At 74.4% G+C, this 17,768-nt stretch carries 16 protein-coding genes and 1 pseudogene; 7 read left to right on the forward strand and 10 right to left on the reverse strand.

Annotated elements, in window-relative coordinates; translation table 11 throughout:
* Nucleotides 1–181: 181 nt before the first annotated feature.
* A complete protein-coding gene (locus AC3CCI_RS10090) occupies nucleotides 182–754 on the reverse strand; it encodes a GrpB family protein (RefSeq protein ID WP_488627092.1) in 573 nt (190 codons plus the stop codon).
* Between the two features lie 40 nt (nucleotides 755–794).
* Nucleotides 795–1,400, reverse strand: coding sequence for a hypothetical protein (locus tag AC3CCI_RS10095; protein ID WP_488627093.1), 606 nt, complete (start codon nucleotides 1,398–1,400; stop codon nucleotides 795–797).
* Between the two features lie 334 nt (nucleotides 1,401–1,734).
* Here AC3CCI_RS10095 and AC3CCI_RS10100 point away from each other — a divergent pair, with 334 nt between their 5' ends.
* The gene (locus AC3CCI_RS10100; protein WP_488627094.1) at nucleotides 1,735–2,022 is read left to right on the forward strand and encodes a hypothetical protein; all 288 of its coding nucleotides are present in this window, start codon (nucleotides 1,735–1,737) and stop codon (nucleotides 2,020–2,022) included.
* A gap of 37 nt (nucleotides 2,023–2,059) precedes the next feature.
* Complete coding sequence (locus AC3CCI_RS10105) at nucleotides 2,060–2,359, forward strand: DUF1905 domain-containing protein (protein WP_488627095.1); 300 nt, start codon at nucleotides 2,060–2,062, stop codon at nucleotides 2,357–2,359.
* Nucleotides 2,360–2,365: 6 nt separating this feature from the next.
* On the opposite strand, the gene AC3CCI_RS10110 is transcribed toward AC3CCI_RS10105, so the two are convergent.
* A complete protein-coding gene (locus AC3CCI_RS10110) occupies nucleotides 2,366–3,424 on the reverse strand; it encodes a hypothetical protein (RefSeq protein WP_488627096.1) in 1,059 nt (352 codons plus the stop codon).
* A 197-nt stretch (nucleotides 3,425–3,621) separates the two neighbouring features.
* Between AC3CCI_RS10110 and AC3CCI_RS10115 the strand changes: the two genes are divergently transcribed.
* On the forward strand, nucleotides 3,622–4,071 hold the full coding sequence (locus AC3CCI_RS10115; protein ID WP_488627097.1) for a VOC family protein: 450 nt from the start codon (nucleotides 3,622–3,624) through the stop codon (nucleotides 4,069–4,071).
* A gap of 131 nt (nucleotides 4,072–4,202) precedes the next feature.
* On the opposite strand, the gene AC3CCI_RS10120 is transcribed toward AC3CCI_RS10115, so the two are convergent.
* The 5 genes from AC3CCI_RS10120 to aztB all read right to left on the reverse strand — a co-directional run bounded on the left by AC3CCI_RS10120 (nucleotide 4,203) and on the right by aztB (nucleotide 9,779).
* Nucleotides 4,203–5,237: a helix-turn-helix transcriptional regulator gene (locus tag AC3CCI_RS10120; protein ID WP_354595514.1), complete on the reverse strand. Its 1,035-nt coding sequence runs from the start codon at nucleotides 5,235–5,237 to the stop codon at nucleotides 4,203–4,205.
* 183 nt (nucleotides 5,238–5,420) lie between these two features.
* Nucleotides 5,421–6,650: a zinc metallochaperone AztD gene (gene aztD, locus AC3CCI_RS10125; RefSeq protein WP_488627098.1), complete on the reverse strand. Its 1,230-nt coding sequence runs from the start codon at nucleotides 6,648–6,650 to the stop codon at nucleotides 5,421–5,423.
* 29 nt (nucleotides 6,651–6,679) lie between these two features.
* Complete coding sequence (aztC, locus tag AC3CCI_RS10130) at nucleotides 6,680–7,594, reverse strand: zinc ABC transporter substrate-binding protein AztC (RefSeq protein WP_488627099.1); 915 nt, start codon at nucleotides 7,592–7,594, stop codon at nucleotides 6,680–6,682.
* Nucleotides 7,591–8,832, reverse strand: coding sequence for an ABC transporter (locus tag AC3CCI_RS10135; RefSeq protein WP_488627100.1), 1,242 nt, complete (start codon nucleotides 8,830–8,832; stop codon nucleotides 7,591–7,593). Before AC3CCI_RS10135 ends, aztC begins: the two co-directional genes overlap by 4 nt.
* Before the next feature lie 65 nt (nucleotides 8,833–8,897).
* The gene (aztB, locus tag AC3CCI_RS10140) at nucleotides 8,898–9,779 is read right to left on the reverse strand and encodes a zinc ABC transporter permease AztB (protein WP_488627101.1); all 882 of its coding nucleotides are present in this window, start codon (nucleotides 9,777–9,779) and stop codon (nucleotides 8,898–8,900) included.
* A 51-nt stretch (nucleotides 9,780–9,830) separates the two neighbouring features.
* Between aztB and aztA the strand changes: the two genes are divergently transcribed.
* Both aztA and AC3CCI_RS10150 read left to right on the forward strand, forming a co-directional pair.
* Entirely contained in the window at nucleotides 9,831–10,610 is a 780-nt protein-coding gene (aztA, locus tag AC3CCI_RS10145) for a zinc ABC transporter ATP-binding protein AztA (RefSeq protein WP_488627102.1), read from the forward strand.
* Entirely contained in the window at nucleotides 10,607–11,593 is a 987-nt protein-coding gene (locus AC3CCI_RS10150) for a PhzF family phenazine biosynthesis protein (RefSeq protein ID WP_488627103.1), read from the forward strand. Before aztA ends, AC3CCI_RS10150 begins: the two co-directional genes overlap by 4 nt.
* A gap of 123 nt (nucleotides 11,594–11,716) precedes the next feature.
* On the opposite strand, the gene AC3CCI_RS10155 is transcribed toward AC3CCI_RS10150, so the two are convergent.
* Nucleotides 11,717–14,347 carry a lamin tail domain-containing protein gene (locus tag AC3CCI_RS10155; RefSeq protein ID WP_488627104.1) on the reverse strand — a complete coding sequence of 877 codons (2,631 nt, stop codon included), beginning with the start codon at nucleotides 14,345–14,347 and terminating at the stop codon, nucleotides 11,717–11,719.
* Between the two features lie 262 nt (nucleotides 14,348–14,609).
* On the opposite strand from AC3CCI_RS10155, the gene ligD reads away from it, so the two are divergent.
* Nucleotides 14,610–15,626, forward strand: coding sequence for a non-homologous end-joining DNA ligase (gene ligD / locus AC3CCI_RS10160; RefSeq protein WP_488627105.1), 1,017 nt, complete (start codon nucleotides 14,610–14,612; stop codon nucleotides 15,624–15,626).
* A gap of 274 nt (nucleotides 15,627–15,900) precedes the next feature.
* On the opposite strand, the gene AC3CCI_RS10165 is transcribed toward ligD, so the two are convergent.
* Entirely contained in the window at nucleotides 15,901–17,007 is a 1,107-nt protein-coding gene (locus tag AC3CCI_RS10165) for an ATP-dependent DNA ligase (RefSeq protein WP_354595505.1), read from the reverse strand.
* Here AC3CCI_RS10165 and AC3CCI_RS10170 point away from each other — a divergent pair.
* Nucleotides 17,006–17,767, forward strand: a pseudogene (locus AC3CCI_RS10170) (glycosyltransferase family A protein); the annotation flags it as partial. The gene AC3CCI_RS10165 and the pseudogene AC3CCI_RS10170 sit on opposite strands and share 2 nt — an antisense overlap.
* Between the last annotated feature and the right edge of the window lies 1 nt (nucleotide 17,768).

The following is a 17,768-nucleotide window of genomic DNA, read 5'->3' on the forward strand; positions in this document are numbered from 1 at the left end:
CGGTGCTTCCTGATCCTGGAACGACGGTGACGGCGAGGCGGCGGGAGCACGGAGCGGTCGGGCGCGACTGGTGAGATCGCGGACGACCGGGCCGCTCGAGGGTGGTTGGCCCTCGACGTCTGCCGGGTGGTTCGGTCACAAAGATAAGTGACACTCGACCGGGAGGCAAGAGCCTGTCGCGTCAGTGGTCGAGGGCGGCGCGGGCACGCTCCTTGATCGCCGTGATCACCTCGGTCTTGGCGTCGGCGTAGTCGTTCATGTCGTCCCAGGGCCGGTCGAGCAGCTCGCGCTTCGTCGACGCGTACAGGTCGCGGTCGGCGGCGTCGGCGCGCAGGTGGTCGCGCAGAAGGAGGTACTCGTCGACCGCCGTCGCCCCGCGCTCGTAGACGTGGACGTGCACGTCGCGCTCGGGTGTCCGCACGAGCCGGTGCCCGGGCTCACGCACCCGCAACTCGTAGCCCGTCGCGAGCAGCGGGTCGAGGTAGTCCTCTTCGGCCGTGATGTCGGGCACCACCACCACGACGTCGACGATCGGCTTGGCGGCGAGCCCCGGCACCGACGTCGAGCCGATGTGCTCGACCTGGACGTCGCCGCCCGACGGGGCCAGGGCCTCGACGATGCGGCGGCGGTGCGCCTCGAACGCGGCGGGCCAGCGCTCGTCGTAGTCGTGCAAGGTGATGCGCACCGGCTCGGCACCGCCCACGAGGTCGAGGGTCGTGACGTCGGGGCGGCGGGGCGTTCGGTCGGCGGGCATCAGGAGATCTTGCCAGACGGAACGGACACCGATGCCCGGTCTAGTCCACGACGAGGCGGATCTGCGCCCCGTCGGGCAGGTCCGCGATCTGACGCGCGATCGATCCGCGCAAGCCCATGCCCTCGGCGGCCGGCAGGTTCGCCAGATTCTCGACCTCGTACGCTCCGCCGAGCACGAAGAGCTGTCGAGGGACGAGGCGGTGGTCCAGGGGCAGGGGCCCGTTCGCCACCTGCCACGCATGGCCCAGGGGATGACCCGTGGTCGACTCGTGGTCCGCGAGGACGGCAGCGGCCCACGACTCCACCGTGGGTTCGAAGTGCTCCCTCGCTCCTGTCTCGGGGTCGAAGGTCCAGACGGCGTCCCCGTCGAGTGCGAACTGCACGCCGAAGACGTCCTCGGCGAAGAACGTCAGGCCCGAGGCGAGGTCGCCGTACTCGTGACGCCAGAGGGACGCGGCGTTCCACTCCTCGAGCGACGTGACCGCCGACGGGCCGGTCGGGAAGACGTGGAGGGCCGACTCGAAGGCGTGGAAACCGTTCCTCCGACCGAGCAGCGCGTCGAGGTGGTCGTGTCCTGTCGACGGCCTCGCGTCGTCGGCGCCCAGCGGCGGGCCCGCGATGGCGAGCAGGTCGTCGATGGCGGTCATGGTCTCGCTTCCGGGTGACGAACGTCCGGTCCGACGTGGGTGCTCGGTGCTGGGTGCACCGTCACGGGTCGACCGTAGTGCACGGTTCGGTTCGCGATCGCTGAGGCGCCGTGCCGGGGGTGGGGTGGGCCTGCGCGCCGTCCGTCGACGACGTCGGTCCCCGGTCGGGGGATTCCGGCTCGTCCTTTCGACCGTCAGGATCAGGGCGGTCGACGATGCGCACGAGGGAGGGGCCGCGATGGGGGTGGCCAGGGACGAGGCAGTGCTTTCCGAGCCTGCGGCGCGGCGGTCGCGGAGCCCATGGTCGCTCGCCGGCGTCGTCGGTGGCGCGGCGATGCTCGGGGCCGTCTCAGGGACAGTCGTCCCGTTCGTCGTCTTCGTCGTCCCCTCACTCGGTGACACGCAGCTCGACGGCGTCCTGTCCGGTTCGCCGCAGGGTCTCGGCATGGTCGTCTGGATGCTCCTCGCAGCCTGGGCCGTCCCCGTCGCCGCGGGAGTCGGACTCTGGGTGGGGCTGATCGGGTGGCTCGGGCACGCGTTCGTCGTGCGCAGCGTCCACCGGCACGCCGGGTCCCGTCAGAGCAGGAGCGGCGCCCGCACACGCGTGGACGGGACGCCGTAGATTCGGTCCGGGACGGCCCGCCGACGAGAGGACGACGATGGAGTTCCGCTTCGACGGCGACCTGTGGCGGTGGGAGAGCCGGCGCGCCTTCTACACGTTCGTCAGCCTGCCGCCCGAAGTCGAGGACCACGTGCTCATGGTGGCCGGCGACCTGCTGCGCGGCTGGGGGTCGGTCCGCGTGGAGGCGCGGATCGGGTCGTCCACGTTCGCCACGTCGGTCTTCCCCCTCGGCGACGACGCCGCCTACGCCCTGCCGGTGAAGCGGGCCGTGCGCGACGCCCTGGGCGTCGGGGTGGGCGACACCGTCAGCGTGACGCTGCGCCTGCTCGACTTCTGAGCCGCCTCAGGGCCGGGCGTCCGCGTCGGAGTCGGCCCGCGCCTCCTGCGGGGTCTCGGCCTGCGCCTGCAAGCCGGCCCGCGGTGCGGCGTCGGCCTCGGCCGCGTGCGCTCGGGCGTACCGCCGCGCCCGGGCGATGCGGATGAGGGTCCACGGCAAGAACGCGACCAGCACCACGACGAGCAGGACCAGCAGGGGCAGGGCGAACGGGCTGGTGCCCGACAGCAGCCCCTGCACCTGCTGGATGGCGAGTCCGGCGTAGAGCATGACGAGGTACGCCAGCTGGAACGGGAGCGTGACGGCGACCACCTGGGCGTACCGCGCGGCGGCGACCCGCTCGCCGGGATCGAGGTCGACCGCCTTGCCCCGGAGGACCACCCTGCCGACCTTCTGCACGAGTGCGGGGTCGCGGCCCGTGGCCTCCCGCAGGGCCCGGTTGAACGACAGCGTCGTCGTCACGCAGGTGATCGCACCCGCGAAGAACGCCAGCGCCACGGCGAAACCGAGGCCGCTCGGCAGGATGTCCGACAGCCCGTCGACGGTGGTGGAGACCACGACGGCGACCACCAGGCCGACCACGAGCGCCCCGGCGAACACGGCGGCCACCGTCACGACCTTGCGGGTGATCTCGCGCCGGGTGATCGGGACCCAGGTCGGCCTCGGGTCGCGCGACGCGTCGTCCCGTCGCTGCAGCGCCGGCCCGACGACGAGCGCGACGGCGGTCAGGAGGGCGCCGCCTCCGGCGAAGACGACCACGAGCCACCACGGCGACCCGTTCAGCACGGCGTAGGCCACGACGGCCGCGACGCCCGACAGCTCGGCCAGCACGACCCCGACGATCCACCGCCTCAGGAGGCGTCGGCGGGCCGGGTCGCCCCCGAAGTCCCAGTACGCGGTGAGCGAGCCGAGCGTCAGCGGCCCGAAGACGAGGGCCACCAAGCCCACGGTCGCGAGGAAGAGGGTCCAGTCGACCCGGGGAGGCGCGGCGAAGACGACCAGGAGCGTCCCTCCCAGCGCGAGCGCGCTCGAGACGAGGACGGAGACGATGAAGGCGGCGATGCGCACGGGTCGGGACCTTTCGGGCGGTCGCGCACGGCTCGGGCACCGATGCTGACGACTCCTCGACAACCTACCGGCTCGCCGGTCCCGAGGTCGGGCCGGTCGCGGGGGCCGCGTCGAGTCGGGCACCCGGGTCTTGACGGCTAACCGGGGCAGGGCCACTGTGTGCGTCACCACCTGACGACCGTCCGAAGGAGGACCCGATGGCCATGATCTTCGTCAACCTGCCCGTGACCGACCTCGACCGTGCCAAGACGTTCTACACGGCCCTCGGGTTCACCATCAACCCGCTCTTCACCGACGACAACGCGGCCTGCGTGATCGTCGACGAGGACCACAGCGCGTTCATGATCCTGACCCGCGAGTTCTTCCAGACCTTCACCGACCTGCCCGTCGGCGACCCGACGGCCGCGGCGTCCGTCGCGACCGCCGTGATGCTCGACTCCCGCGACGACGTCGACGCGACCGTGACGGCCGGCCTCGGCGCCGGAGGCACGGAGGCGCGCCCGGCCACCGACCACGGCTTCATGTACCAGCGCCAGCTGACCGACCCCGACGGCAACATCCTCGAGTTCGGCTGGATGGACCCTCAGGCCGCCGAACAGGGCCCCGAGGCCTACGCCGAGCAGCAGGGCGCCCCCGACCCGGGCTGACGCCGCGTCCGGTGCCCGCTCCCGACGATCGAGGGGGCAGGAATCGTCCTTCGACCGCCGGTGAAGGACGTCTTCCGCCCACTCGACGAAGGACGTCTTCCGCCCACTCGACGGGCGCCTCGCGGCTGCGGTCAGCGCGCGAGCGTGTCGCGCGGGTACTCGTCGAAGCGCTCGGCGTAGGCCCCCGCGAAGCGGCCGAAGTTGCCGAACCCCCACCGGCGGGCGACGTCCGACACGCGCGTCTCGGTCGGGGCGGCGGCGAGCAGCTCGTCGTGGGCGCGGTCGAGCCGCACCTGCCGCAGGTAGGCCGCCGGCGACGTGCCGAGGTGCTCCTTCATCGAGGTCTGCAGGGTGCGGGTGTGCATGCCCGACGCGGCGGCGATGTCGGCCGGGGTCAACGGCTCGGCGGCGTGGGCGTGGATGTACTCGACCGCGTGCCGCACCCGGGCGGCCTCCTGCGTGCGCAGGCCGACCGGCACGTCGACGGCGCGCCACGGGAACAGGTCGAGCAGCGACCGGGCCAGGGCCAGCTGTGCCTCGAGCCGCATGATCGGCGAGGCCTGTTCGGCCACGACGGCGGCGGCGCTCGAGCCGACCGTGGCGCGCCAGGCGGCGACGGCCTCGGGGCGGGGCGTGACGGCGTAGTCGAACACGATCCGTTGCGAGGGGCCGCCGTGTCGTTCGGCGGCCGTCTGCTCGAGGAACGCGGTGCCCAGCTGCACCATGCTGTTGCGGCGAGGCGTCGACTCGAACGAGAAGGCCTCCTCCGCCGGCATCAGGAACGGCGTGGCGCCGTCGCTCGTGAAGGTGTGCCCGCGCTGGTGCAGGGTCGTGCGACCGCTGCGGTTCCACGCGACGATGTACTGCCCGGGGAAGGGGATCTCGCCCCGCATGGGCGCCGAGAACGACGAGGTCTGCAGCACGAGCCGGTCGTCGCCCGCGAGAACGTACGAGTACTCGAAGGGGGCGTCGGTCGCCTCGGACTCGAACCGTCGGCCGCGGTAGTGGGTCTCGAGCCGCCTGGTCGCCTCGCGCAGGTCGGTGCCGCCGTCCTGCACGCGCCGGTAGGTCGTCTCGGTGCCGCCCGTCAGGTCGACGGGGGCCGGGGTGACGCCACCGGTCGCGTCGGGCTCTCCGTCGGGCTCGCTGACGTAGAAGCTCGGCATGGTGGTCCTCTCGATCCGTCGTGCGCTGCCGCCATGGTGGAGGACGGCACACGATGAGGACGGTCGCCGGGGCCGGAACGTCACGAAAAAGTCGTGCCGGGGTGCGCGAGCCGTGCGCAGCCCCCGACGACGAGGAGGCGCGGTGCCGTCGCGCCGCGCCACCTCGTCCCGTGGGTGGTCGCGTCAGTCGGCCGTCGCCACCGCGACCTCGTTCGGCGTGACGTCGAGCTCGGTCGACGTCAGCACCTCGCCGGTGGTCAGGTCGACCGCGTGCACGCCGTTCGTGGCCGGCTCGGTGACGTAGCCGACGTCGCCGGCGACGACGATCGCGGGGTGGGCGTCCTGCCAGTCGACCGGCCCCTCCCACGCCTCGATCACGGGCCACGACGCCGTCAGCTCGCCCGTCGCGGGGTCGAGCACGTGCACGGCGCCGTCGGTGCCGATCAGGTAGGCGAGGTCGCCCGGGCCGCGGGCGACGCCCCGGAAGGTGTACTCGACGCCCTCGGGCAGGTCGACGACGTCGAGGGTGTCCGCCTCGGTGTCGATCAGGGTGACGGCGTGCAGCAGGTAGCCCTCGGCGTCGGGGTCGTCCTTGTGGTCGCCGACCACCACCGGGCTGGTCTCGCTGACGTACGCGTTGCCCATGCGCCCGTACGGCTGCGAGGGCGAGTCCAGCTTGGTGATCGTGCCGTCGTGGTAGACCAGCGCGCCGTCCTCGCAGCCGAACACGACGGCCTCGTCGGCCGCGGTGCCCTCGCCGTGGACGCCGGGGCACTGGTCGCTCTCGGCCACGACCGCGCCGTCGGCGTCGCGCACCTCGATGCCCGTGCGCCCGTCGGCGTCGCCGACCGTCGTCAGGAACGTGCCGTCCTCGAGCACGACCGAGACGCCGTGGTGCGCCTCGACGCCCTCGACGGTCTCGGTGACGGGCAGCTCGCCGTCGGCCACGGCGGCCGTCAGGTCGGCCGACCGGAACACGGTCGTGTCGCTGGTGCCGTCGGCGTAGAGCACCGTCGTGCCGCCGTGCCGGACGACGTGGCCGGCCGTGTCGGCGTCGAAGACGAGGTCGGTCAGCGCGGGCTCGTCGGCGCTGCCCGCCGCGGTGTCGAGCACCTGGAAGCCGGCGCTCGTGGTCACCAGCACGTGACGACCGTCGCCGGCCGCGTTCAGGCGGGTGAACTCCTCGGACCCGAAGTCGCCGACCGGCTCGAGGGTCTCGCCGTCGAGCACGACGACGCGGCCCTCGGACGAGACGGCGAGGCGGGGGCCTGACGAGGAGGCGCGGGTCGCGTCGGCGCCGTCCGTGGCGTCGGACGCGGTGCCCGGCCCGCCGGTCGAGCAGGCGACGAGGGTCGCGGCGACGCCGAGGGCGAGCAACGTGCCGCCCGTCCGTCGCAGGTGGGGGGTGCGCATGGGAGTTCCTCTTTCTGGTGGACGGGCGCTCAGGGGGAGAGCCCGGTGGCGATGCGCTCGGTGTCGACGCGCATCATGGTCAGGTAGTCGGGGGCGTCGCCGTCGGCCGCGGTGAGCGACTCGGTGAACAGCTCGACGACGTCGACGTGGACGTCCGCCTCGCTCGCCAGGGCCTGCACGAGCCGGTCGGGCGACGACGACTCGGCGAAGACGGTCGGCACGCCCGTCCTCTCGACGGCGTCGACCAGGTCGGCGAGGTCGGACGCCGACGGGGCCGCGAGCGTCGTGCCCCCGGGGATCACGGCACCGACGACGTCGAAGTCGAAACGCTCGGCGAGGTAGCCGAACACGTGGTGGTTCGTCACGAGGGCGCGGCGGTCGGCCGGGATCGCGGCGAAGGCCGTGCTCATCTCGGCGTCGAGCCGGTCGAGGGCGGCGCGGTAGTCGGCCGTCCGGGTGGCGAGGAGGGCGTCGTCGACGCCGTCGACCTCGGCGAGCACCGGCTCGAGCGCGTCGACGACGTCGAGCATGCGTCCGGGGTCGGTCCAGAGGTGCGGGTCGGGCGTGCCGGCCGCGTCTCCCTCGCGGTACTCGAGCACGTCGATCGCGTCTCCCGCGACGAAAGCGGGCGCGCCTGCGTCGACGGCCGCGTCGAGGTGCTGCTGCAGCCCCTCCTCGAGGCCGAGGCCGTTCGAGACGACGAGGTCGGCCGCCCGCATGCGGGCCGCCTGCCGTGCCGAGATCTCGAACGAGTGCGGGTCGGCGTCCGGCGCCATCAGCGTGACCACCTCGGCCTGGTCGCCGACGAGCTCGCCGACGACGTCGCCGAGGATGTTCGTCGACACGACGACGGTGGGGCGGTCGTCGCCCGCGGGTGCGCAGGCGGTGAGGGCCAGGACGGCGGCGGCGGTGAGACCGGCGACGAGGGCTCGCGACCGGCTCACCGGCCGGTCTCCGCGACGAAGGCCGGCTCGGTCCCGGTCTCGAAGCTGCGGGCGACGCGCGCGTCGTCGGCGGGGTCGATCTCGTGCAGCATCCCCTCGACCGGGGCCGAGAGGTAGGCCCGCTGCTGGTCGGCGATCAGGGTCGGGGTGTGGCCCACGGCGAGCGAGTCGGCGACGAGCGGCGCCGTCTCGGCCACGATCGCGCCGGTGCCGCCGTCGAGGACGAGCACCCGGCCGTCCCGGGCGAGGGCGAGGAGGCGCTGGTCGGCGTCGTCCACGGCGGTCACGTGCGCCAGCGGGGTCGGTGCGGGCAGCAGCGTCCAGGCACGGGCCCGGGTGTCGAGCAGCCAGACGCCCTCGGAGCCGGCGAGCGCGGCCACGGTGGGTCGCCCCTCCCGGTTGTCGAAGGCCGTCGCCGGGGCCGCGGTGGCGCCCTGCGGGTAGGGGATGCGCTCGACCACGAGCTCGTCGTCGACGACCGTCGCGAGCCGGGCGCCGTCCCTGCAGCCGATGACGGCGCCGACGCGGGTGGTGATCGTGCCGGCCGCGTCGGGGCAGGTCTCGCGGAGGCCGGTCTCGTCGCCGTCGGCGGTGCGGCCGACCAGCGTGGTCCGGTCGCCGCGGCCCTCGGTGACCAGGGCGAACGATCCGACGGGCACGACCATGCCGTCGCCCGGTTCGCCGTCGAGGCGGAACCGCTCGCGCAGCTCGCCACGCGACAGGGCCTCGGTGTCGAGCAGGACGGCGTCGCCCGAGCCGGCGAAGTGCACGCCGGTCGAGCCCGAGGTCGAGAGGTTCGTCGTCGCGACGGTCGCCGGGCCGTCCCCCTCGACGGTGCCGAGCAGGCGTGGCTCGGCCCGGTAGTAGTGGAAGTGGTCGACGTGGTCCCAGGTCCACGCGCCGCTGTCGATGACCTCGACGCCGTCCCCGGTCTCGGCGAACAGGTACCGGCCGTCGGTCGACACGGCGGTCGGGGCGCCGACCGAGCCGAGCCCGGTGACGGACCCGTCGAGCAGGTCGAGGTGGCCGACGGTGCCCGAGGGGTCGATCGTGGTCAGGCCGAGGCGCGGTTCGGGCAGTTCCTCGGCACCGGCCACGGCGCCGTGGCCGTCGCCGGACCCGCCGGTCGGGGCGTCCGCGGCGGGGCCGGTGCCGTCGGCGGCGGGGCCGGTCGAGCAGGCGACGAGCCCGAGGGCGAGCGCGCCGACCACGCAGGTCGAGAGGAGGGGGGATCGCATGCGGTCCTTCCGGGAGCGGGTGGGTGGGCTGGACAGGTGGGTGCGGCGCCCACGGGCGGGGTGGGTCAGGCCGTGACGGCGTCGGTCGCCGGGAGGTGCGGGCCGGGTCGTCCGGACCGCCGTCGGCTCACGACGGCGCGGCCGGCCCCCGACAGCCCCGCGAAGGCGACGGACGTCGCCGCGATCGACGCTCCCGCGGCCGTCGCGGCGTGCCAGGAGACGAGCAGACCCACGGCCACGGCGAGCACCCCCACCCCGGAGGCGAGCGCCATGCGGGCGGGCAGGCGCGTCGTCCAGGGGCCGGCCGCGACCGCCGGTGCGAGCAGCAGGCCGACGACCAGCAACGAGCCGACGGCCTGGTACGAGGCGACGACGGCGAGGGTGACGAGCCCGACGAGGACGGCCTGCGCCGACCGCGGCCCCAGCCCGAGCACGGCGGCCAGGCGGGGGTCGAGCGCGAGGGCCACGAGCGGGCGGTGGAACACGGCGGCCACGACCACGCCGACCACGGTCGCCGCGGCGAGCAGGGCGAGGTCGGTGGCCGAGATCGCGAGCACGTCGCCGAACAGGATCGACGTGGCGTCGGTCGCGAAGCTGCCCGAGTGCGAGACGACGACGACGCCGAGCGCGAGCATCGCGACGAACAACAGGCCGATGCTCGTGTCGTACGACAGCCGCCCGCGGCGCTGCAGGGCGGCGACGCCGAGGCTCATGACGACGGCGCTGACCGCGCCGCCGACCAGGACCGGCGCGCCGAGCACCGTGGCGATCGCGACGCCGGGCAGCAGGCCGTGGGCGAGGGCCTCGCCGAGGAAGGCCATGCCCCGCACGACGACCCAGGTGCCGACGACGCCGCAGAGGACGGCGACGAGGCCGCCGCCGACGAGGGCGCGCTGCACGAAGTCGAACGAGAACGGCTCGAGGACGGCGGGGGAGAGGAAGGGCACGAGACACGACCGTAGCTGAGAATGAGAACGCTTATCAACTAGGGTGGTGGCATGCCGACCGTCACCCGTCCCTCGTCCCTCGCGCGCCTCCGGGGCGTGGGCGTCTCGTACGGCGACCGCGTCGCCCTGGCCGACGTCGACCTCGACGTGCCCGCGGGTGCCGTCACGGTGGTCGCCGGACCCAACGGCGCCGGCAAGTCGACCCTGCTCGAGGTCGTCGCCGGCGTCCGACCGCCGACCTCGGGGACGCGTGCCGTGACCGCGACGGCCGCCTTCGTGCCGCAGCGCACGTCGGTCTCCGACCGCCTGCCGCTGACCGTGCGGGACGTCGTCTCGGTCGGCGCCTGGGGCCGGGTCGGCCGGTGGCGCCCCCTGGATCGTGGCGCCCGGGCCGCCGTCGACGAGGCGCTCGTCCGTCTGGACGTGGCCGACCTCGCCCGGCGCCCCTTCGCGGCCCTGTCGGGAGGCCAGCGGCAACGGGCGCTCCTCGCCCACGGCCTCGCCCGCGGTGCCCGCCTGCTGCTGCTCGACGAGCCGACGACGGGCCTCGACGCCGCCAGTGCCGCCCGCATCCTGACGACGCTGTTCGACGAGGCGGCCCACGGCACGGCCGTGCTCGTCGTCTCGCACGACCCGACGCTGATCGGTGCCGCGCACCGCGTCGTCCGCCTCGGGGCGGGTCGCGTCGTCGCCGGTCCGGGCGACGGGGGCGACGGGGACACCGGGCGTCCCGTCGCGGACGAGGGCGGCGCCGCCCCGTCGGCCCCGGGCCACCGGGTGCGAGGTGGCGGTGGCGACGAGGAGGCGCGGTGCGGCACAGTGGCGTCGTGACCGACCGCAGACCCGCGCCCGAGCCCCTCCCGTCCGCCGACCCGTCGTCCTCGGTCCCGTCCGCCGACCCGTCGTCGGCCCCGTCCGCCGACGTCCTGCACCTGACGGCCTTCGCCGTCGGCCCCGGAGGTGGCAACCCCGCCGGCGTGGTGCTCGACGCGTCGGCCCTGACGGCCGTCGACATGCTGCGGATCGCGGCCGAGGTGGGCCACGCCGAGACGGCCTTCGTGGTCGACGCGTCCGTCGCCGGCGACGACCGGCGCGTGGCCGTGCGCTACTTCTCACCCGGGGCCGAGGTGCCGTTCTGCGGGCACGCGACGATCGCGACCGCGGTCGCCCTGGCCGAGCGACGAGGGGTCGGGGCGTTCACGCTCGACACCGCGGTCGGGCCGGTCGTGATCGAGACGGCGCGGGGTGACGGTTCCGGCGACGGTGCCCGGGGCCCGGTGACGGCGTCCTTCACGAGCGTCGAGCCGGTCGTGCGCGACCTCGACCCGGCCGTCGCCGACCGCCTGCTGGCGCTCCTCGGTCTCGTGCGCACCGACCTCGACGACCGACGTCCCCTGCGGGAGTCGTTCGCCGGCAACCGTCACCCCGTGGTGGCGGTCCGCGAGCAGCGGGTCTTCGACGGCTTCGGCTTCGACCCGGCCGCCCTCCGGGCCCTGATGGACGAGCAGGGCTGGGCCGGCACGGTCACGGTGTTCTGCGACCAGGGCGTCGACGAGTCCGGTGCGACCGTGGTCGAGGCGCGCAACCTCTTCCCGGTCGGCTCGATCACCGAGGACCCTGCCACGGGCTCGGCGGCCGCGTCGCTGGGCGGGTACCTCCGCGCGCTCGACCTGATCGCGCCTCCTGCCCGGGTCGTGGTGCGGCAGGGCCGGCACGTGGGCCGGCCGAGCCTGCTCGTGGTCGACGTGCCCGTCACCGGCGGCATCACCGTGACGGGCACGGCGACGCCCCTGCCCGACGCGCCGGCCCGCTGAGCGGCTGACCCGTCCTGCCGGGCCGTCGCTCAGGCGCCGCACGACGATGAACCCCGTTTCGAACGACGAACCCGGATGTTTCCGGGTGCATCGTTCGAAACGGGGTTCGAGGCGCGTCGCGGGTCAGTCGCGGGTGAGTCGACGACGGCGCACGACCAGGGTCGCCGCCCCCGCCAGCACGAACAGCAGGGCCGCAGCCGCCGCCCACCGGGCGTCGGACCCGGTGAAGGCGAGTTGCCCGTCCACCCCGGCGGGGCCCGAGCCCTGCCCGACGGGCGTCACGCCGGTGCCGGGGTCGGCCGGCGACCCGGGGGCGCCGGGCTCGATCGGCGTCCCGGGGGCACCGGGCGTGCCCGGGTCGCCGGGCGTCCCGGGGTCGCCGGGCGTGCCGGGGTCGCCGGGCGTGCCGGGCTCGGCCGCGACGCCGGGGAAGGTCCCGGCGCGCAGCGAGAACCCGTCGGTGTCGTTGTCGTCCGCGTAGAAGGTCTGGCGGGACCCGTCGACGCTCGTCGCCGCCGGGGCGATGGCGAAGCCCTCGTTGGCGAGCCCCCGGTCGGCGTTCGCCGGGGCGTCGTAGACGACGTCCTCGGCGAAGGCGCCCGCCTCGTCGACCGAGAACAGCGCGGTGCGACCCGAGCAGGCCTCGTCGCAGACGACCCAGAGCGCGTCGAGGTCGGCGTCGAACTGCAGGTCGGCGACCAGGGCGAACGACGTGGCGACCGTGGCCACCCGCTCGAACGACCCGTCGGCCATCAGGGCGTAGGCGTAGACGCTCGCGGTGCCCTCGACGCCGACGAAGAACAGCCCGTCGCCGTGGCCGGCGTAGGTGGCCGGGTCGTAGGAGGCGCCGGTCGCCTCGTCGACGAAGCCCGCCTCGGTCAGCCACGCGTCGGGCACCCAGGTGATGCCCTCGAGGCCCGCGTTCGCTCCCAGTCCGGGGAAGTCCGCCGCGAGGTTCCACTCGTCCGTCGCGACGAGGGTCGTGGCCGATCCGGCCGCGGTCACGTCGTAGCGCAGCACCGAGGGGCAGCTGACCGAGCCGGAGGCGTTGTTGCGCTCGGTCGAGACGTAGACACCGCCCGCCGACGAGTCGTCGGCCACGGTGACGCCCTCGGCGTCGACCACGTCGGACGCGACGCCGCTCGGGTAGAGCAGCCTCTTGCCCGCGGCCCAGCCGTCGGTCGTCTGCGGCGCCAAGCCGCCGGTGCCGTCGGTGCCGTCGGTGCCGTCGGAGACGATGCGGTAGAGCAGGCCGTCGCCGTTCTGCACGGCCCAGAGCGTGCCGGGGGTCGCGGTGCCGGTCGGCTCGTAGTCGAGGCCGCTGAGGTCGCCGGTGAAGGTGCCCTCGTCGTCCAGGGGGACCTCGTCGGGTCCACCGGGCCAGGCCGACGGCACGGTCACGCCTGCGAAGGTGTTCGTCGTGCCCTTGGTGGGGGCCGACGTGACGGCGAAGTCGCCCGTGCCGTCGGGGCCGCGGCCGTAGGTGGTGGCGGCGTGCGTCGTCCACGAGTACTCGTCCGCGACGGTCGAACCGTCGGCTGCCGTCGTGCCGTCCGGCAGCAACAGGCGCACCGAGTCGGCGCCGCCCAGCCCGAAGTCGAAGCCGGCCGTGGTCGGGGTGGCCTCGTCGAGCACGACGAACCCGCCGGGCGCGACGACCGTGCCGGCCGGGATCACGTAGCGGTGCGTCGGGTCGGAGTCGGTCAGCACGTAGCCGCCGAGGTCGACCGACGTGGTGCCCACGGTGGTGAGCTCGACCCAGTCGCCGGGCGCGCCTCCCTGGCTCTCGACCTCGTTGACGCGCACGGGCGACGAGCAGTCGTTCGCCGCGCCCTTCGTCGAGGCGGTCGTCGTCGTGAGGTCACCGGTGCCGTCGGGGCAGCGGCCGTAGCTGACGGTGCTGTGGACGCTCCAGGCGTACGAGGCGACGAGCGTGCCGGCGGTGTCGAACAGGCGTGCCGAGTCGGGCTGGCCGAGCCCGAAGTCGAAGCCGACCGGGTTCGAGCCCGAGGCCTGGTCGATCACGAAGAACGCGCCGGGGTCGACGACCGAGCCCGCGGGCAGGGTGAAGGGGGTGCGGACGTCGTCCTCGTCACGGAACGTGTAGCCCGACACGTCGACGGGAGCGGTGCCGACGTTCGTCAGCTCGACCCAGTCGGTGTCGTCGCCGTTCGACTCGACCTCGTTGACCACCACGTCGGTGGTGGCGGGCTCGGCGGGGACGGGGTCGGGGGCGGTCGGCGTGGTGGGGTCGGTCGGGGCCGGCGCCGTCACGCACGAGTTGGCGACACCCCGGGTGCCCGCCGCGGTGGTCGTGAACTCGCCCGTGCCGTCGGCGCACCGGCCGTAGGTCGTCGTCGGGAACTTCGTCCAGGCGTACGAGTCGAGCAGGGTGGCACCGTCGGCGGCGTACAGCCGGACGGCGTCGTCGCGTCCGAGCCCGTAGGCGGCGGTGCCCCACACGGCGTCGTCGGCCACGTCGACGACGAGCCGCTCGCCCGCGGCCAGGACGGTGCCGGCGGGCAGGGCCAGCGTGCGGGTGTCGTTGCTGTCACGCAGCACGAAGCCCGACACGTCGGTCGAGGCCTGGCCGGTGTTGAGCAGCTCGACCCAGTCGTCGGTCGTGTCGATCTCGTTGACGACGACGTCGGCGTCGGCCGCGAGGGCGGGCAGGGCGCTCGTGGCCACGAGCCCGGCGGCGGCGATCGAGCCGGCCAGGGTCAGGGCGCCGAGGCGGAGCAGGGGCGTGCGCATGCGGGGGTCCGTTTCGTCGGGTGTGGACCGAACCATCTCGGACGGAGGCGACGTGCAGGTGAACGAGCCGTGAACGGGGTTCGCCGTCAGGGCGGGCGCCCCGCCTCGAACCCCGTCCACGAAGACGAACCACGGAAGAACGGGGTTCCTCTTCGCGAACGGGGTTCGGCGGGCCCGCGCCGACCCGCGCCGCGCCGCCCCGCGCCGCCCCGCGCCGCCCCGCGCCGACCCGGACCGGCCCGGCGGGACTAGCGTCACGGGCATGGCATCCGAGGCGACGACCCTGCGGGTGGGCGACCGCGACGTCCGCATCAGCAGTCCGTCGCGCGTGCTCTGGCCCGACCTCGGCGTGACGAAGCTCGACCTGGCCCGGTACCTGGTCGAGGTCGGCGGACCGTTCGTCGCGGCCAACGGCGACCGGCCGATCTCGCTGCAGCGCTTCGGTGGCGACGTCGACGGCGACCAGTACTTCTCGAAGAACCCGCCGCGCGGCACCCCCGACTACGTCCGGGCCGTCGACGTCACCTACCCGAGCGGCCGGGTGCACCCCCAGCTCGTGATCGACGAGCCCGCCGCGGCCGTCTGGGCGGCCCAGATGAACACCCTGGTCTTCCACCCCTGGGCGAGCCGCGCCGAGCAGCCCGACCTGCCCGACCAGCTGCGCATCGACCTCGACCCGCAGCCGGGCACGAGCTTCGCCGACGCCGTGACCGCGGCGCTCGACCTGCGGGCCGTGCTCGACGAGGCGGGGCTGACCGCGTTCGTCAAGACCAGCGGCAACCGGGGCCTGCACGTCTTCGCCCCGATCGAACCGACGCACGAGTTCCTCGAGGTGCGGCACGCCGTGATCGCCGCCGCCCGTGAGCTCGAGCGTCGCACGCCCGACCGCGTCACCACCGCCTGGTGGAAGGAGGAGCGCGGCGACCGCCTCTTCGTCGACTACAACCAGGCCAACCGCGACAGGACCATGGCGGGTGCCTGGTCTCCTCGGGCGCTGCCCCGCGCCTCCGTGTCGTTGCCGGTCTCGTGGGACGACCTGCCCGGCGTCGACCCCGCCGAGCACACCGTGCTGACCGTGCCCGAGCGGCTGCAGACGCACGGCGACCCGTGGGCGTCGATGCACGAGTCGCCCGGGCGCATCGACACGTTGCTCGCCTGGTGGGAGCGCGACGTCGCCGACGGCCTCGGCGAACTGCCCTTCCCCCCGGACTTCCCGAAGATGCCGGGTGAGCCGCCGCGCGTCCAGCCCAGCCGCGCGCGGAAGCCCGCCGCCGACTGACCCGCGCCGCGCGGCACCGCCTTTCGTGCATCACACCTCGCCTAGACGCGGTGCGCTGCACAAGACGCGGTGCGGTGGCACGCAGCCCAGCCGCGTGCGGAAGCCCGCCGCCGACTGACCCGCGCCGCGCGGCACCGCCTTTCGTGCATCACACCGCGCCTAGACGCGGTGCGGTGCACGAGACGCGGCGCCGTGCACCAGACGCGGTGCGCTGCACGAGACGCGGTGCGGTGCACGAGACGCGGTGCGGTGGCACCGAGGAGGCGCGGGTCGCCTAGGCGAGCACCTCACCCAGGTCGTACGCCGCGGGCACCTCGAGCTGGTCGTAGCCGCACGAGCGGGCCTCGCGGTCGTCGCGCCACCGTTCGACCTGGACGGTGTGGCGGAAGCGCGTGCCCTCCATCTGGTCGTAGCGCACCTCGACCACGCGCTCGGGGCGGAGGGGCACGAACGACACGTCCTTGCCCGACGAGAAGCGGCTGCGCTCGGTCTCGGCGTGCCGCACCTCGCCGTCCTCGTCGCGGTCGACGTACGGCGCCAGCTCGTCGACGAGCTCGAGGCGACGGGCGTCCGAGAACGCGGACGCGCCTCCCACGCCGTGCAGCTCGCCCTCGTCGTCGTACAGGCCGAGCAACAGCGACCCCACCCCCGAACCGCTCTTGTGGACGCGGTAGCCGAGCACCACCACGTCGGCGGTCCGGTGGTGCTTGACCTTCAGCATCGTCCGCTTCCCCGGGGCGTAGGAGGCGCGGGTCGGCTTCGCCACGACCCCGTCGAGCCCGGCGCCCTCGAACTCGGTCAGCCACCGACGGGCCGTCGTGACGTCGTCGGTCGCCTGCGTGACGTGGAGGGGGTGACCCGCGCCTGCCACGGTCTCGAGCAGCAGCGCGCGACGCTCGGCGAAGGGGGAGTCGAGCAGGTCGCGGTCGCCCAGGGCGAGCAGGTCGAAGGCGACGAACGTCGCCGGGGTCTCGACGCTGAGCGTGGCGACGCGCGAGGCCGCGGGGTGGATGCGCTGGCCGAGGGCCTCCCAGTCGAGCCGCTCGTGGCCCGGCTCGCCGGTGCGGACGACGATCTCGCCGTCGAGGACGCAGGGCCCGGGCAGCACGCGCGCCAGGGCCTCGACGAGTTCGGGGAAGTACCGCGTGAGCATCTTCGACCCGCGGCTGCCGATCTCGACGGTCAGCCGGGCGTCGCCCGGGGCGTCGGCCTCGGCGTCGCCCGCGGAGTCGGCCTCGGCCCGCGTGGCGTAGACGATGCCGCGGAACCCGTCCCACTTCGGTTCGTAGCTCAGCCCGCCCTCGACGGAGTCGGGTTCGGGCACCTCGGCCACGGCCTTGGCGAGCATCGGGACGATCGGTTCGGCGGCGGTCGGGATCATGTGCCGAGTCTGCTCCCGGCGGGCGGACGCGCGGCCGGACCCCGCGGACCCCGCGGAGCGCCGAGACCCCGGGAAGTCGCCGAGACCCGCGTGCGCGCGCGGGGGTCTCGGCGACGTCCTGGGGTGTCGGCGGTCGACGGGAACGTGCTCGACCGGGTTGGATGGGCTGGTGCGTGTCTCCGTGGTCGTCCCCGTCCGAGACGACGGAGCCCTGCTCGACGCGTGCCTCCGGTCGCTCGCCCGGCAGACCCGCGTGCCCGACGAGGTGATCGTGGTCGACAACGGCAGCACCGACGACACGGTCGAGGTGGCCCTGCGGCACGGTGCCCGCGTGGTCACCGAGCCCCAGGTGGGCATCGCCGCCGCGGCGAGCACCGGCTACGACGCGGCCGCGGGCGTCGGCCCCGACGGGCGCCCCGCGGCCTCCCCGACCCCGCACCCGCCCGCCGACCTCATCGGCCGGGTCGACGCCGACAGCGTCCTGCCCCGCACCTGGGTCGCCGACCTGGTGGGCACCCTCGCCGACGACGCCGACGTGCTCGCCGTCAGCACGAACGCCCGCTTCTACGACGCGCCGGTCGGGGTCGAGCGCCTGCTCTCGGCCCTGTACGTCGGTGCGTACCACCTCGTGATCGGGGCCGCCCTGGCGCACTGGCCGCTGTTCGGCTCGACGATGATGATGCGTCGCACCGCCTGGCTCGACGTGCGCGACGAGGTGCACCGGCACGAGACCCTGCTGCACGACGACATGGACCTCGCCC

It is taken from the genome of Frigoribacterium sp. CF331, assembly GCF_057787905.1.